A 16,751-nucleotide genomic window follows, 5' to 3' on the forward strand; every position below is an offset into this window, starting at 1 on the left:
CGTTCTTCTATGAGCCAAGCAGGGTTTATTCTTACAACGGCAGTATTTTTACCACAAACCACGTTTGCCATTGGGATGAATAGTTGCCCAGTTGGTGCGGGCTAGAGCCAGTTGTTCATCAGACACCTTTGCACCAGTTAAATCAGCTCCGCAGAGATTGGCCCCACGCAGATTGGTATTACTGAGATGGGCATAGCTTAAGTTTGCACCGCGTAAATCGGCTCCAGCTAAATCGGCATGGTTGAGGTAAGCCCGTGCTAAATTAGCATTTTTCAAAATCGCTTGGCTGAGGCTAGCGCGACCGAAGTCAGCATTAAACAAATTTGCGCCTTGCAGATTGACCCGATGTAATTTGGATTGATGAAAATTGCCATTCGATAAGTCAACTCGCTGTAAATTCAGTGTGCTCAGGTCTTGGCTGGTGAAATCTCGTCGCCCTTTAGCATAGGCAGCAATTACCTCATCGACCGCTAATTTCGTTGAAACAAATCCCGTCTGATTCACCAAATTTTTGGAACTTGTGGCTGTGGCAGTTGGTGCATTTCGCCGAGTGCTAATGGGTTGTTGATAGGTACGCGGGCGAAGCGATCCAGACTGGCAACGGGTCGTAGGAGCGGCAGGAGACAACGGAGAAGAAGCCCCCCCCGAAGCCCGATGAACTTTGCTGGCTCGAATTGCAGCGGCCAATCGAGCTGATGGAGACAAGGACGGCATGGTATCTATACTGCTGGGCATATCAGACGCGGTGGAAGAAACCGATCGAGAAGATCGGCTAGGCTGAGATACTAGGCTTTGGGACAAGCTATCCATGTAGGGTTCTAAATCCAGGGCCCGGAGCACATCTTCAGCAGACTGATAGCGATGTCGAACAGAGACTTCCAGCATTTTGCTGAGGACTGCTGCAAAGTGAGCGCTGATATGAACGTGCTCTTTCCATAGCACTTCACCTGTGGTTGAGTCATAGTCCATGTCTTTCGGCGATCGTCCCGTTAATAAGTACAAGCAGGTGATTCCCAAGGCATAAATATCACTGGCATACACGGGGCGCATGGCCATCTGCTCAGGCGGGGCATAACCAGGAGTGCCGATCGCATAGGCGGTGAGGGCCGTTTGTTCAGATGCCCCCGACCGAATGGGATTTACTTGATCTTTAACGGCTCCAAAGTCGATTAAGACCAGCTTTTTGTCTTGAGAGCGACGAATGAGGTTGGCTGGTTTAATGTCGCGATGGATCACCTGCTGACCATGAATATATTGCAGCATTGGCAACACTTCGCTGAGAAATTGCTTCGTGCCTGCTTCACTAAATGGCCCCGAGCGCTTCACCTCCTGTTGCAGCGTTGAGCCACTGATATATTCTTGAACCAAATAAAATTCCTGATTTGCTTCAAAATAGTCCAACAGACAAGGCACTTGAGGATGGTTGCCGACTTTCCCTAGGGTTTTAGCTTCCCGCTGAAATAGATCCCGCGCCATTTGCATCACATGGGGCGAGGTCGCCACAGGGCGCAATTGTTTAATTACCGAGTAGGGCGTTCCAGGTAGGGATTCATCTTTAGCAAGAAAAGTAGCGCCAAAACCGCCCTGCCCGAGGGCCTGAATCACTCGATAGCGATCGCGCAGCAATAACTTTGAGCCACAGGTCTGACATCGCTCTGTATTGACTAAATTTTCTGGATTGGCACAGGCTGGATTTAGGCAATAGCTCATGCAATATCACTCGCTTCATAGGTCTCTAAAACGTGCTAGCCGGGTCAGCATTAAAGTGGGTAAAGCCCTAGAACTTTGCTAACGTCACTACCGTTTCATCACCCTTATCTTTCCAACAAAATCTTGGCAAAGTGCCATGCTTTTGGGGAAACTCTTGAAGAGTTGCTAAAGATAGCAAGGTTTTGCTTGAAGCCTTTATGAAACTCCATCAGGTTGCGAGTTTGAAGTACCTAAAATCAATCTATTAGGGCAAATTTTGAACCACTAGTCAGGGCGATTCTAACCGTTGAAGAGACAGAAATTGCAATTCTCTTGCCCGAGCGCTTGGAAAGTGTACCGTTGCGAACTTATCATAGAAGAATAGAATCCAAATCCTGCTAAATGCGTAGCTTGCCCCCGCTTCTGGATCGAGCAGACTAGGGCACCGTCTTGTTTGTATGGTCAAAACTGTTGACATCCTAGGATTTCCTCACGTCTACGAACTGTCGGCTCCCACAGATTGTCCCACCGTTCTAGTTTTCGTTCATGGCTGGCTCCTCAGTCGGGCCTATTGGCAGCCTATGATCGATCGACTGTCTGGGGACTATCAATGCCTTTCCTACGATCTGCGTGGATTTGGTGCATCCCAACGAGTGGCTAATTTATCTGCTGCTACGACACCTGCCCTAGTTGAAGATCCCGTACTAGAAAAAGCGGTCGTGGGCAGCGGAGCGGCGATATCATCACTGCCGTCCAGTTTAGAAACTCTGAAGGTTTCGACGACGATTGACTACACCAATTACGCACCTGCTATCTATGCCCAAGAGCTTGCCATTCTACTACAGCAACTTGCCATCCAAAAGGCGTGGATAGTAGGACACTCCTTGGGAGGCAGTATTGCACTTTGGGCAGCCCATCAGTTTCCAGAATCGATAGCAGGGGTAATTTGTATTAACTCAGGGGGGGGGATTTATCTCAAGGAAGAGTTTGAGCGCTTCCGTACCGCCGGTCAACAACTCGTCAAGTATCGCCCCCGTTGGTTATCGTATGTCCCCTTACTTGATATTGCCCTAACCCGGATGAGTGTGGCTAAGCCGATCGAGCGTCGCTGGGGACGCCAACGTTTGTTTGATCTATTAAATGCCGATCCCGCTGTGGCGATTGGCACCTTGCTGGATTCAACCACAGAAGCAGAGGTGAATCGGCTACCCCAAATTGTTGCGCAATTGAAACAGCCTGTGCATTTTATCGCTGGTTCCAATGACACGGTAATGGAACCAAAATATGTTCACCACTTGGCTAGCTTTCATCCATCCTTTGAGTGCTGTAGCAATAACGTAACTGAAATTGCTAACTGTGGTCATTTGTCCATGATTGAACAACCCGATGCAGTGGCTACTGAAATTCGCCGAGTGCTTGATCAATATCTCACCTAGACCCCGCACTCAAAATACACTGTGAGAAAGACTAGTCGTGAGCGTCCCTCTAGGCAGCAAGGCCACTTTAGGTGATGCTTAATAGTGGTCAATTTAGATGAGGAGCGTTGCAGATGACAGCAGGACTAGATCCCGTGACGGTAATGAAGCAAGAAGTGGGACGCGCCGCTGCCAATCGAGTGAAGTCGGGTTCTATTGTGGGGTTGGGCACGGGGTCAACTACCGCGTTTGCGATTCAGTGTTTGGGCGAGCGGCTTAGATCAGGTGAACTGACGGACATCAGAGGCGTACCGACCTCCTTTCAAGCCTCCGTACTGGCCAAACAGCACGGCATTCCGCTGACCACCCTAGACGAAATTGATCGGATAGACATTGCCATTGATGGAGCCGATGAAGTTGATCCACAGAAAAACTTGATTAAAGGTGGCGGAGCGGCTCATACCCGTGAAAAAATTGTCGATTCGCTAGCAGAGCAATTTATAGTCGTCGTCGATCGTTCCAAATTAGTTGATCGCTTAGGTACGACCTTTCCGCTGCCAGTAGAAGTGTTGCCGATGGCGGTGACCCCAGTTATGCAGGCGATCGAAAAACTGGGCGGCAAACCTGAACTGCGTATGGGCGTCAAAAAAGACGGCCCCGTCATCACCGACCAAGGCAATATGGTGCTAGATGTAACGTTTGGAGCGATCGACAACCCAGCCGAACTAGAAAAAACCTTGAACAACATTCCTGGCGTGCTAGAAAACGGCTTATTTGTTGGCGTGGCTGATGTTGTGCTAGTTGGCGAAATCAAAGACAACCACCCCTCAGTGAGAGAAGCTTAAGCAAAGGCGAAAGGATGAGAGCGAAAGGATGAATCAAGACCAATCTTCGTTCATTCATTTCATCCTCATCCCAACTCCCAACTCCCAACTCTTGACGCTCAAGCTGGTTTAGAAAACTGATTCAAATGCCTAGCCAATTGCTTAGTTTTAAGTCCATATTCGATCGCCTCTAGCACGCGCACCACGCCTGTTGTGTTGACCATTTCCACCGATTTCCCTGATCGCTGAGCCGCTTGCACAGCTTTGTCAGTTAGTTTGTGACTTGTGTAACCAGTGACAACCAACACCAGATCAGCACTAGCAATATGGCTTTCGCTTTGTTCAGCAATTTGGGGCCCTGCTTGGGCTGTACACCAAATCAGATTGACATTGGAATCTCTTAAACGATTTCTAACCGCGCTTTCGAGTCGATCGTGCCCACCGAAGATGACCACCTTACCTTCCAAAATGGCATAGGGATTGGGGCGTTTTTCGCTGCTGCGATGGCGAACCCGTGGCTGCACATCGGGGGCCCGTTCGACCCGCGATCGGTTTTCTAGGGCTTTGTTATAGATAAACGTCAGTGTTTGCTCATGGCTACCGCGTAACCGGGCCACCGGACCTTCTTCACTATGGGTATTAATTTGGTGAATGAGCACATCCACCACTTCTTCCAAGGCTCCAATGGCTTTGAGGTCGTGAATATAGGGACGGATGGCGATCGAAGCATCCGTAGCGCTGTAAAAGTCCTGTTGTTCGGTAATCATCTCCAACAGATCTGCTTTCAAGGCCAACCGCCAGCGATGGGTTTGCTCGGCAATGCGCTCATCCAACAATTTCTCTTCGTTTAAAATCATTTGGCGATCGATGGCCTGAGCCGCCAGCAACGGTGCGTTGGCCAGCCGTTGTCGCAAGTCTTCAGCTTTAGCTTCCAGCTTTTTGCGTGTCATACTGTCTACAAAGTCTTCAGAGGACAGTTGCGACAGCATTTCTTCAATTTGGGACAGCAGCGGTTCTAGGCGCTGTTTTATTTTGACGATTTCTTCTTGGATTTGCTCATCCCGTTGCTGCTGTAAGCGCTTTTCTTCCAATTCTATTTTTGCTAATGATAAGAGATCTTGAACTGAATTTTCTAACTCATCTAGTTCTGAGATATCCATAAACTTGCCTCAAGAAGGATTAAACCATAGCCATCAAGGTCATAGACCGAGTATTCGATTGAAAATACCGCCCTATGGCACCGCGATATGGCGAACATAGCTGTCATGTGAAAGATTAGTTAACGTTATAGTATTGCGAGTGTTGTTTGAGGATGAACCCGTCCAAGCAGGAACTCGAAGCATGAACACCATTCACCACTCACCCAATCGTCATTGACCTAATCTCTCTACCTCTCCATGCACTATCGAAGATTTGGACGTACCGAGCTAGCTATGCCAGTGTTTTCCTGTGGTGGTATGCGCTACCAATACAAATGGCAGGATGTACCAGAACGGGAAATCCCATCTGACAATCAAGCGAACCTGGAAGCGACGATCCGTCGATCGCTGGAATTAGGTATTTATCATATCGAAACCGCCAGGGGGTATGGCACCTCTGAGATACAGTTAGGCAAAATTTTGCCGCTGTTACCCAGAGAGAAACTTATTGTACAAACAAAAGTTGCTCCTGTTGCGAGTGCCAAAGAATTTCAGCACACCGTTGAACGCTCACTCATGAACCTCAGGCTAGACTACATTGATCTGTTGGGGCTGCACGGAATCAACACGCCTGAGCTACTCAACTATAGCACTCGTCCTGGTGGCTGTTTGGACGTAGCTCACAAACTCCAGTCTCAGGGAAAAATCCGGCACATTGGGTTTTCTACCCATGGAGCCACTGATCTAATTGTGCAAGCCATTGAGACAAATCAGTTTGATTACGTCAACCTGCACTGGTACTACATTTTTCAAGCAAACTGGGCAGCGATTGAAGCAGCCAGTCAGCGAGACATGGGAATTTTTATTATCAGCCCCTCGGACAAAGGTGGACGATTATACAATCCACCCCAGAAGCTAGTAGAATTATGCCAACCGCTGAGTCCAATGGTGTTCAACGATTTGTTTTGCCTCAGCCATCCATTGGGTCGTCAACCACTGGTGCACACGCTCAGTATTGGCGCTGCTCGCCCTCAGGATTTTGACGAGCACCTGAAAACTCTGCCTCTACTCGATCGTGCGGATGAGATATTGCCACCAATTTTGCAGCGTTTAGAGCAGGCAGCGATCGACTCGTTGGGTGAAGAGTGGGTGCGGACGTGGCATGTGGGGTTACCGCACTATAGTCAAACTCCGGGGAATGTGAACATTCCTGCAATCCTGTGGTTGCGCAATTTGGCCCTTGCCTATGACTTGGTGGATTATGCCAAGGGACGATACAATATGTTAACCAACGCTGGACACTGGTTTCCCGGCGCGAATGCTGCCAAGGTCGATCGCTTGGATTTGCGACAGTGCCTTGTCAATAGTCCTCATGCCAGCAAAATTCCAGCCCTTTTAAAAGATACACATCAGCGTTTAGCAGGAGACCCTGTGAAGCGACTATCGCAACAGTAGAACCGCAGCTTTAAACAGTAAACCAACTAGTTCTAAGCGTTTGATTTGGAGCACCACTAGAGATTGCATTCAAAAAGATCCGGGTTTTGAACCATTTGCTCTGTACTTGCCGGTAGATGGATGTGTGCCCTAAAGAAACTTAACAACGCTGAGGAAATACTCAAATGCTAGCGAACTCAGACGCAAATCAGAGTTTTCAATCGAGTCTTGCCTCCGCTGAATCAAAAGTGTTACCACCAGCAACTATTGCAACTGACACCCCAGGAAAGGCAGATCGGTTACTGAATCAGTCCCTATCGGGGCAGACGTTTGTTGTGCCGTCATCGCGCATGTTTGTTCATCCCACCCGCCTACTGTGCGCTTGGGAATCTCGTCCTATGCAGATTCATTTACCTGAAGATAAAAAACGGTCTTCTCCGATTGAAATGACCGTCCGCACTGGAGGACTGACTCAGGCCAGCAATCTACAACCTCGTCGGTATTATCGACACGCTCTGAAAGCTCTGTATCAGCAGCTAGCGTTGCCTGTGCGTTTGCCCCATTCCTATGTACTGGACAGCCGTTTTGATACCGATCAAAACATTGCTCATATTGTTGACAATATTCTGACTCGCTTCTTGCTGGCCAAGCGTATTGAACCAGCCTTGTCCAATCTCACCCTGATTTTGCGTCGCAATGCCAGCCCGATGATGAAACAGGTGTGTCAACTGCTCCACATTCCGTTTATCTGCACCGATCGCCGGGTCCAGGGCAACATCGTCACCGTTGAAGCAGAGAAGCGATCGGCAACTTGTCCAATTCTATTTGAACCGTATTATCGATCGCTGTTTGGATCGTTAGACTTTGCAGACTATCAAGCCGACACTCCCAAGCGTGTATTTATTGCCCGAAAGCATCGCCGCAAACTCACAAATGAAGCCGAGGTTGAGCACTGTTTACAAGCCTACGGGTTTATTAAGCTCTATTACGAAGATATTCCCATTCAGCAGCAGTGGTCGATCGCCAGAAATGCGGAAGTGGTGGTCGGTATGCATGGTGCAGCCTTGAGTAGCTTGGTGTTTAATGTTGATCAGGTGAAGCTACTCGAAATTTTTCATCCTGGCTATCTTGTTGATTTGTATCGCCATTCGATCGCTGCTGTGGGCGGCAAGTGGGCAGCGGTGATCGGGCAACTACACCCCGAGGTGATTCAAGCATTGGATTTTGAAGTCAAACCAAGACAATTTGCCCTTGCTGATACAACGATCGATCTGGGGTCGTTGCAGATGGGGTTGGATTATTTGGAAGTGGGGAAGAGGGAATAGGGAGTTGGGGGCGATTGGAAATGGTTGGGTATCTTTGTTCTCGGTAGCTATCTAGCAGCTATGCAGTTTTGCTAAAGAGTCCTGTTTGACGCAGCACATCTAAAAAAGCAAATACAGCCGGGGGATGGAGAACGTTTGCCATGATTGCGGCTCCAATCACTCGCTCTAGGGGAACAGGAAGCGATCGAACCTGTACGCTGGCGGGGATGGGTAAGGCGGCTAGTCGAGGCAAAATAGCAGCCCCTAGCCCTTGGGCAACCATGCTGACGATGGTAGAGTCTTCTTTGATTTCAAACGCCACCTTGAAGGCTTGTCCCCATTGAGACCAGTGATTGCGCACAACGGAAGTGCATTCGGCGTAGTTAAACAAAATAAATGAGTATTGTGACAGTTCTTCCCAGGTCAGGTGTTCTGGAACTTGTCCGAAGGAAGCAGGAATTAAGACCACAAACTCATCGCGAATAATTTCCCAGGTGTCAAATTCCTCCGACGATCGCGGCAAGGGAACCAACCCAATATCTACCTGCCCCTCGCGTAAGGCTTGTTCAACACTGGTAGGATCATCCTCTGTCAGGGTCACTTCAATTGCCGGAAACCGCTGACTGAATTGGGCAATTAGGGGGGGCAATACATGGGTAGCCGCGCTGCGAAACGAGGCAATGCGAACACGCCCGCCGTCTAGACCTTTGGCTAAATTGATTTCGTGTTCGATTGTGTCGCAAACTTGCAAAATTTGTCGAGCATGATGCAACACCCGCTCACCCATTAAGGTAGGACGTGCTCCGAAACGCCCACGTGTTAACAACGAAATGCCTAACTCATCTTCCAGCGCTGCGATCGCCCGACTAACTGCTGCCTGTGAGGTATTGAGCTTTAAAGCCGCTGTGGAGAAACTTTGACATTCCACCACGGTCAGTAGAATTTGCAAGTGAGACGTATTCATTGCTGCCATCTATTCGGAATGCGAATCGATGTGAATCGGGATTGGTTTTGATTGGTGAAGCAGGCTTAAGTTAACTTAATTGGACAACCGTAACGGTGTTGTAACAATTCCAACACATCTGCTTGCTGCTTAAAACAAATCCTGGTGCCATGTTTGAACTCATTCCCTATTCCAAGTTTCGCGATACGCCAAGTGTTCGTTTCTTTGATATCACAATTTCCCAATCGAACGCTCGTGATTTGGTCTTCCACGATGGGCCGGCCGTCAGCCCCCACAATAGCCCGGACGGATATTGGCAATTTTATTTACATCCTCATCAAGAAGATAATCTCTTGGCATTAACCGGGGGACGAACTTTTTACTTAGTGAACTTTGCTTGGAGGCAAGCCTTTCATATTGTGCGCTTAGAGGCAAACGGTGCTATTCTTCGCATTCCGCCCGGTACGTTTCATCGATCGGTATCTGACCCAGAAGGCTCATTGGTGCTAAATCAAGCTGTTCGCACCGCCCAAGCCACCATAGAAAGAGAATTCCGCGTTTATAACAGTGCCAACATCCCGCGATTACTTCAGGTAACGTCTAAGTCAGCCGTTCCACCGGTGTTGCATGGGCTTAATCGATCGCAACAATATGCCGCTTAGTCGTTGACAATTCAAACTTTATTGGGGTGGGTAATAGCCCACCTTATTTTTTTTGGGGTCAATTTTTTAACCAGGTTTTTTCAACCGATTTTCTTCAATCAACCAAACGGTGAGTAGAGTTGTCTCTACAAAAGCTTGGGTTTTCTGCACTATCGCTTCATTAAGGGGAATGTCATGATGAATGTGTTCCTGGAGGGTAGTTGAATGAAACGGTTCCTAGCTCAGCCACTTTACAATTTTTTTCGCAAGCTGATTCGTAATCCTAAATATCGTTGGTTGGTTTTAGCAGGTGGCTTGTTCTACTTGCTCAGCCCCTTAGATATTTCGCCAGATGTCCTTCCTGTTGTGGGTTGGCTGGATGATGGCATGATTGCCACACTATTGATTACCGAGGTGTCACAGATGATCATCGATCGTCGTAATGCTCAGCGAAACAAGCAGGCAACGACTGAAAGTGATCCATCGAATGACTTACTGAATGCCAACCAAACGATCGATGTAAAAGCGACGGTTTAGTGTTTGATTCAGCAGATCTGAGCATTCAGATTTGAGTGAGCATTAACCTTTTGAATACTTGTTGGGGTGATGTATGTCTAATTCTATGAAAGATCGGATTTCTACCGATCTACAGAAAGCAAAGTCTGAAGGTACGCTTCGGGCCGAGCGAATTCGAGATATTGTCAAGGCAGCCGTGTCACAAACAATGTCTGAACTTAAGGAAGGATCTGTAGAAATTCGATCGGTTGTGCAAGACGCCATTGCGGCCGTCGTTGACTTTGCTGGAGATAAGGGCAAAGAAAGCCAAGAGGAAATTTCTGCCTCGGTGGAGGGGGTCATTGAAGGAATCAGTGAGTCTCGCCGCGAGGAAATTGCCAAAACTCAAGCAAAGATTGATGAACTGCAAGCTCAAATGGCTGAGCAAGAACAGCAACTTGATTCTGAAATTGATGGTGCGATTGTTCAAGTAGAAACCAGCGAGAAAACCACATCTGATATTAAAGCACTGATTGAAGCTGCGGTAAAAGCTGTTCGTGAACGGGAAGAATTTGCTGGTTTGCGTGAACAATATGCCAAGTTGCGTACCAAGCTAGAGGTGGTTGAAGCGAATCTGAAAGTTCGCTACGGCGATCGCTATGATGAAGTCAAACAACATTTAGATAATGCCAAGACTTGGTACGATAATGCGAAGGTCAAGGCTGAAACGAAAGGCGTTGATCCAGTCCAAGAAAAACAACTGGAGTTTGAAACTAAACTCGGCGAAGCTGGAGCTTCTTTGGCGCGGAAAGAAGAACAGGTGAAGCAACGCTTGAGGGAGCTTTGGAAGACGGTGACGAAGATGTAGTTGGGGAATCGGGAGTCGGAAATCGGTAACAGTATTAAGCTGGTTGTCAGTTAGTAGTGAGCCGTTCTAGTTCCTAACTCTAAATACTCACTTGTGAAATACTCAATCTTGATGCAGGGGTTCATAGGATTGGAATTCCTGCATCTTTTGCTTTCTAGTCTGTAATTGCTGCTACTCTTCGTGTGTGTTTGAGCCTTCTTCAAGATTGACTTGTTCTAAATCTTCGGTCTTGCCCAACTCCAGCAAGAATTGCAGCGCTTTGGCAATAAAACTGGCGCACACATAGGGCGAAGTTTCATAGAACGATCGCCACGCCACGCCTTTTTGCTGGTTGTAGGATAGCTCGTGCTCAGGATGCCGATCGAGCCAGGCTAAACGCACCGCATGACCAATTAACACATCCAGCACGATGTAATCTTCAATCAGTAAATCAGGGTTTTGTTCGGTCAAGGCGGCTAGTTCCATTAGCGCTTCAATATTGACCTGGCGATATTCTGGGGCTTGAATTTTGTTAAGGAGATGTTCCACCCGCAGGGCAAAGTTTTTTTCGCCCGGGGTCATTTCTGCCAAAATTAAGTCACTGTCGAGACGATTGCGGCGATCGAGCTTGTCGCCAATCACCAATCCTTTGCAGTGCTGCATCACTTGCCACACCTTGGGATAGAACCCTTTGGGAACACGGTTGAGTGCGCCTTCCCGCTGGCGATGCTGCCACCAATCAGTGGTAATTTCAGTCTGGGCTTCGGCGTCTTTGGCTTCGGGAGAGACGACCCATTGAATGGGCTGCTGTTGCCGCACATGCAACGATTCCTGCTGAAATAGGGTTTTGTCGAGGGTTGTGTAGCCCATCAACACCTGGGTCAATTGCGTTTTTACCTCAAACGGACTTAGTTGCATCAGGTGCTCATAGGCTTCATCGCGAGTAATGTGTAGTTCTTGGGCTAGTTTACTGGTCAGTAGCACAATTAAATAGCCCACGCGCAGGGTCAACAATCCGTCAAACAACTGCGGCTCGGTTTTAATTAATACGCTCAAGTACACCAAGATTTCCTGGGTCAGGGGACGTTCACGAATGTCGTTGCCGCAAAATTCTTGGATTTTTGCCAGGATATCATCGGTGGGCATAGGACGATCGATCAGCGAGGCTTCACTATAGGCTTTGCCCACGGCAATTTGCTTACCGCGAATTAGGATCGTAGTCACTGCTTCAGCCAAGGCAATATCAAACTTGCCGAGTAGCCCCGCCGCCCGACGAATCACTGACCACAAATGCAATTCTCCAGCACGGGTGTAAACCTCGTCCAGCAAATTGGCGATCGTCACAGGTGTATCGGTGTTGCCCAATTCTGTGTCGAAGCTTAAGCCAACCAGTTGAGTCAGCTTTTCCAACACGTCAATTTGCTCATAGAGATTATGCGACTGCCGCAAGTTCTCTAACAAGCGAGCAATGTTGGTTTCATATTCCAGCAAAAACTCTTGCGTTGTGCTAAGCGGTAAGCTGGCGTCTTGATCAGAAGTGAGATACTGCGGAGCGGGCGTGCTGTTCTGAATGGTTGAGGGGGAAAAGCAAAAATCATGAACAAAATCGATGCGCTCTATGCCCGCCGTCAGCATCAGTTGGTTCAGCGGCCCCAGCTTAATTGTGACGCCATTGCAGCTACCGTCTCGCAGTTCTTTCAACAATCCCAACAGCGGCGATCGTTCAATCCCATCCTCTCCCCCGGCAAACATGGCATGGGTCAGCAACAGTGTCATCGTGGGGCGACCCAGTTGATACCAGTGGCGCTGCATGTACACCAGTTCACCTTTGATTTGCGAGACTAAAAAGTGATAGTCCAGGGTGATATAAAACTGCTGCTGATCCAAAAACGCTGGCAAAAACACAATCGTTTCACCGCGAATCCGAAAAATGCGTGAGGTAGTCAGCGATCGAAGGCGACGGATGGGGCGACCCGTTAATCCCAATTTGTCGTTGCGCCCAATTTGGTAATAGATGGCTGAGAGTTTTTCGGGTTGGCGTACCTGAATCGGTGCAACTTGGTTCAACGTTTGGGTTTCAATGCCGTGGGTGGCCAGTTCCGCTTGCAGGTCTTCATCTTCGGCTAGCAGCGCAATTTGTACCGGGCGGTGGCGGGTGTGGGTGCGCAAACGCCGACCCAATGGATCAATATCGCCAGGAGTAATGAAGTTATCTCGCAGCAGTTGCCCCAGATAATACAAACTCTGGGCCCACACCAGGGGAATGTTGGCATTTGGGAAGCGTTCCTGACTTTGAGGATTAGCGCGTTCGGCTTCGATCGCCTCAGCCGGAACATAGTAGAGTTCTGGCAACAGCTTGTGCCCGTTTGCCTCCACAAACAGTGGTTGCAGGCGTCGATAATACTCATCGGCTTGAGTCCGATCGCCGCGAAATAGCGCATCTAGCATGAGATAGGTGAAAAACAGGGGCCACTCACACTCAATATGTTCAAACTGCTTTAGTTCCCAAGGTTCATAGTGCAGACGCTTAGCGTCTTCCAGCACGGTTTGATGCCCATCCCGCAAAAACCGCTTGCAGCCATACCTGCCCTGAAGCTTGCTAACGATCGTGTGGCGGGTACGCTCCTCTAAGGCTGCATCTTCGACCGCAAAGGCTGGAAAGCCAATGACGCTGAGAACCGCCGCATCGGCTTCTTTAGAACTGGATTCACGAGGCAATAGAGACTGAAGTGTGGTGCGGGTGCGGGCAATTTCATCGGGCAGTACATGAATCACCGAGGTTTGGCTACCGCGTACTCCAAATAGATCGAGTCCGTTGATTGCTTCTAGGGCTGCTTTGGCCATGCCCACTGAACTGGCGTTGAGTTCTGGGTTGCCGTGATTGATTTTGTTACCGCGTTCCCAGATGCCATAGTCCGGGGTGCGATACGCGCGGCCAATGTAGTAAACCAGGTTTTGGACAAAATTCACTTCGTCGATCGTAAAGATAATTTGCAGCCCAGAAGCCGTCATCTGTGCCAGCATCAGCAAATATAGCGACGTCGCATCTAGCTGAAGATGTCCCCACTGATCATCTTCCACAACAGTGTCGCCTGTACCTGTGTCGTACTTGGCGTGCAGCGCATCCAGCGGGTCTTGCGTCACCTTAAACATTTCCACCTTGGCAGCCTGTCGCATCATGGCAAACAGCAAGCCGCGCATTAGTTTAACGACACTGTGTTCTAGTTCGTAGGTGCGCCCTTGATCGATATCCAATTTTCGATACGCAAGTGCCAGCCCCCACACTGCCAAAATGCTATACACATTGTCCCGCACCCAGGCATCTGTGTAATTTCCATGCTCATTAATGGCAGTACTGGCTGGCAGCAACCCGGTGATGGGATTCTGCCGCGACAAGATCACCGCCTGAATTTCTTGATAGTAGGCATCTAGAGTTGTAGAATCAGCAGGCTGGGTAGATGGACCGCAATCGAACGTGTGAGGAGCAGTGGCAACCATACGAAGTATCACGTCAATCAAGGGAAATGGTTCAAGTCAGCACAATTACACTGGTAATCTTGTTTACCAGCAATCGCTGTGATCAGAGGAACTTGCCGCGCAGGTATAGAGAATTCAAACGGAAGCTACCTGGAATCTAAAGATTCAATAATGATTTTGCTATTCTCTAATTAAAAGGTTTTAGCCTGAAAAGCTTTAAAAATTCTTCTTAAAGTAACTTGTTTAACAAGGTTTAACGGATCTATAGCGCTAGATCCGTCGCGTCTGATACCAATCCTCACCCCCTCCGGCTAGATAGGAAAGTGCCTAGCCTCTCAGTACTCTCAGTATTGAGTAAAACTAGCTTGCAACCAACACTTGGAGATTGAGCAAAGCCAATCTCAGGAGATAGATGCTACAGCCACTAAACACATCTGGTGCTTCAGCTTTGCCTCACCTTGCCGACGGACGGGTTAAATACGCAACTTTTTCAGACGTGCCCAACCAGACGTAGCACAAGCACTAAGGTGTTGTCACGAGGCTTGCCTAGCAGCTTTAATACGCTACTTGCTTGAGTTCCTGGAGAACCTTGTTTTCAAAAGGAATTCATCAAGGTTCCTGAGGTAGATCAGTACAATGCAATAGTCCATCGCTGTCAGCTTTATTTGATGTGTTGCATTATGAAGGGCATCCCGCCCTTTGGTACTTATGCCTACATTTTCTAGGCATGATTACTCATCACCCAATCGCCATGCAGTTGTTGCATGTAGTCATCGCCACAATCGGAACCTATATTTTTGTGCAGTTTTCTCCTTTTACTCGTCTACAAAAACTGTTATTTACCTTCAGTTATTATCCTTTATTTGAATATAGTTTAATTAGTCACAGCTACAATCTGGGTCTCTTAATTCTGTTCTTATTTTGTAAATGTTTTGTTATCGAACTAAAGGATATATCTTAACTAGCAGTTCTACTGGCTTTTTTAGCCAATACTAGCACTTATGGATTAATGTTTGCCATTTGCCTAGCTGTGGCTCTGGGTCTAGAAATAGTTTCTCTTAAGCCATCCAATCCACTGCCTTCTGAGTCTGCTCGATCGACTACTTCTTCATATTCTGTTTTTAAGACGAACTTAATCATTAGTACTTTGATTGTGACAGTTGGAGCAACTATTGCAGTGTTACAAATACTGCCACCCTTCGAGCATTTCACCTCGTATTATCAAAGTCGAACCTCTCCGGAAGAGTCTTCAGCAATTTCTATCATTGCTGAAGAAAATGACACCCATTTCAGCTTGGCTTGATTGAGCAATTTATTATCCAGAAAGCCAAGAACTGGAATACTATGTTCATTTAGGGCATCATCGTCCCTTGCCGCCTACTGAGCGCATGGCGGCGATCGATCGGGTTGCTGATGCAAGCCAGAGCAAAATCCTACTAATTTTGACAAATGATTTGACCCCTCAATTTCAAGATCAGCGACGTACGTTTCTATCGCGCTTTGATGGGAGTCGGGTTGCTAGTGAAACCTACTCTGTTTACGTCATTCACGATAATGGTGAAGTAGGAAGGGAGCGCAACAAGCTGTCCTTGGGGAAATGAATCATAACTCTCTATGGTGGTGCGTACAGCCAACGTAGCTTAGATGTTCATGACTGTAGCTATTCTACAACCATAAATATTTTCCTATGGCATCCCCTTTACCAATCTACACCGGAAGAGTGATCTTAACGATGTAGACCCAGTTACAACTTCACTCCCTAGATTGATTCAGTTAGTGGTTGCTCCAGAGTACAACTGAAGATGCACAAGCAAGTGCTAGGTGAGAATCTTCAACTTTGGTTCGATCGTTGATTCGATCGTTCGGTTGTTGCCTCATCTGTCTTTCAACTCAAATAATTCGTGTGTGTACGGTGCTTGGCAAGAGGTAAAAGTCGATGTAGGATCGGCGTTGCGCAAATTGCACAATGATTTTGACATTGCTTGATCTCAGTTCGAGCCGTCAAATCTATAGGAGTTTTACATCTTGTTTGTGTCGAATTAAGCTGAATCAAATAATTTCAAGATTGGAGGAATTTCATGATGAACTTTACTCGTTGTCATACCCTTATTTTGCGTTCTATTCGTTTTGCTGTAATTGCGTTTACCTGTACTCTACTGTTTGTTTCCAACGCTTTGCCGGCGTCTGCTAATACGGCTCCTCGCACTAGAGCATCTGAAGGCTCTGTGCAACTTGACACAATTCAAGAGAAGTCCGAGGCCGTTACCAAAGCGCCACCATTATCTCGCAAAGAAACTCAGCGTGAAGCAAATAAGGGGCTGAATGAAGTTCAGGGCGATGCCAATATCAACGATATGTACCGTCCTGAAAACTCGAATGCGACCTCTATTATTGATCAAGTGGAAGAAGCATTGGAAAATGTAACGGGTCGCGAATAGTATTGATTTAACCTGATGCTTGAGCAATTTAACCGAGCTAGATTCGCTCAACTATACTCAGTAGATGAAGCTTGATGTATTACTCTTGTATTTGAGTTGAATGTG

General features: G+C 47.7%; 14 protein-coding genes. 9 read left to right on the forward strand and 5 right to left on the reverse strand.

The window, feature by feature from the left end; translation table 11 throughout:
- Positions 1-48: 48 nt before the first annotated feature.
- Positions 49-1,710 carry a serine/threonine-protein kinase gene (locus OXH18_RS21580; RefSeq protein WP_268609530.1) on the reverse strand — a complete coding sequence of 554 codons (1,662 nt, stop codon included), beginning with the start codon at positions 1,708-1,710 and terminating at the stop codon, positions 49-51.
- A 437-nt stretch (positions 1,711-2,147) separates the two neighbouring features.
- On the opposite strand from OXH18_RS21580, the gene OXH18_RS21585 reads away from it, so the two are divergent.
- Positions 2,148-3,125 carry an alpha/beta fold hydrolase gene (locus OXH18_RS21585; protein WP_268609531.1) on the forward strand — a complete coding sequence of 326 codons (978 nt, stop codon included), beginning with the start codon at positions 2,148-2,150 and terminating at the stop codon, positions 3,123-3,125.
- A gap of 113 nt (positions 3,126-3,238) precedes the next feature.
- Positions 3,239-3,949 (forward strand): ribose-5-phosphate isomerase RpiA, encoded by a 711-nt coding sequence (gene rpiA / locus OXH18_RS21590; RefSeq protein ID WP_268609532.1) that lies wholly within the window; start codon positions 3,239-3,241, stop codon positions 3,947-3,949.
- Positions 3,950-4,047: 98 nt separating this feature from the next.
- Here the strand turns inward: rpiA and OXH18_RS21595 are convergent, their stop codons facing one another.
- The gene (locus OXH18_RS21595; protein WP_268609533.1) at positions 4,048-5,088 is read right to left on the reverse strand and encodes a DUF2325 domain-containing protein; all 1,041 of its coding nucleotides are present in this window, start codon (positions 5,086-5,088) and stop codon (positions 4,048-4,050) included.
- Between the two features lie 237 nt (positions 5,089-5,325).
- Here OXH18_RS21595 and OXH18_RS21600 point away from each other — a divergent pair, with 237 nt between their 5' ends.
- Both OXH18_RS21600 and OXH18_RS21605 read left to right on the forward strand, forming a co-directional pair.
- Entirely contained in the window at positions 5,326-6,522 is a 1,197-nt protein-coding gene (locus OXH18_RS21600; RefSeq protein WP_268609534.1) for an aldo/keto reductase, read from the forward strand.
- A gap of 164 nt (positions 6,523-6,686) precedes the next feature.
- Entirely contained in the window at positions 6,687-7,826 is a 1,140-nt protein-coding gene (locus tag OXH18_RS21605) for a glycosyltransferase family 61 protein (protein ID WP_268609535.1), read from the forward strand.
- Positions 7,827-7,884: 58 nt separating this feature from the next.
- On the opposite strand, the gene OXH18_RS21610 is transcribed toward OXH18_RS21605, so the two are convergent.
- On the reverse strand, positions 7,885-8,769 hold the full coding sequence (locus tag OXH18_RS21610; RefSeq protein WP_268609536.1) for a LysR family transcriptional regulator: 885 nt from the start codon (positions 8,767-8,769) through the stop codon (positions 7,885-7,887).
- A gap of 149 nt (positions 8,770-8,918) precedes the next feature.
- On the opposite strand from OXH18_RS21610, the gene OXH18_RS21615 reads away from it, so the two are divergent.
- The 3 genes from OXH18_RS21615 (at position 8,919) to OXH18_RS21625 (ending at position 10,752) form a co-directional block, all read left to right on the forward strand.
- Entirely contained in the window at positions 8,919-9,410 is a 492-nt protein-coding gene (locus OXH18_RS21615; protein ID WP_268609537.1) for a redox protein, read from the forward strand.
- Between the two features lie 204 nt (positions 9,411-9,614).
- Positions 9,615-9,926, forward strand: coding sequence for a YkvA family protein (locus tag OXH18_RS21620; RefSeq protein WP_268609538.1), 312 nt, complete (start codon positions 9,615-9,617; stop codon positions 9,924-9,926).
- A gap of 73 nt (positions 9,927-9,999) precedes the next feature.
- Positions 10,000-10,752 carry a histidine kinase gene (locus OXH18_RS21625; protein ID WP_268609539.1) on the forward strand — a complete coding sequence of 251 codons (753 nt, stop codon included), beginning with the start codon at positions 10,000-10,002 and terminating at the stop codon, positions 10,750-10,752.
- A 171-nt stretch (positions 10,753-10,923) separates the two neighbouring features.
- Here the strand turns inward: OXH18_RS21625 and OXH18_RS21630 are convergent, their stop codons facing one another.
- Complete coding sequence (locus OXH18_RS21630) at positions 10,924-14,229, reverse strand: glycoside hydrolase family 15 protein (protein ID WP_268609540.1); 3,306 nt, start codon at positions 14,227-14,229, stop codon at positions 10,924-10,926.
- A gap of 978 nt (positions 14,230-15,207) precedes the next feature.
- On the reverse strand, positions 15,208-15,348 hold the full coding sequence (locus OXH18_RS21635; protein WP_268609541.1) for a hypothetical protein: 141 nt from the start codon (positions 15,346-15,348) through the stop codon (positions 15,208-15,210).
- A gap of 230 nt (positions 15,349-15,578) precedes the next feature.
- On the opposite strand from OXH18_RS21635, the gene OXH18_RS21640 reads away from it, so the two are divergent.
- Positions 15,579-15,809, forward strand: a complete 231-nt coding sequence (locus OXH18_RS21640) for a hypothetical protein (RefSeq protein WP_268609542.1) — start codon at positions 15,579-15,581, stop codon at positions 15,807-15,809.
- 477 nt (positions 15,810-16,286) lie between these two features.
- Positions 16,287-16,646 carry a hypothetical protein gene (locus tag OXH18_RS21645; protein ID WP_268609543.1) on the forward strand — a complete coding sequence of 120 codons (360 nt, stop codon included), beginning with the start codon at positions 16,287-16,289 and terminating at the stop codon, positions 16,644-16,646.
- Positions 16,647-16,751: the final 105 nt, after the last annotated feature.

The organism is Thermocoleostomius sinensis A174 (assembly GCF_026802175.1).
GTDB lineage: Bacteria > Cyanobacteriota > Cyanobacteriia > Elainellales > Elainellaceae > Thermocoleostomius > Thermocoleostomius sinensis.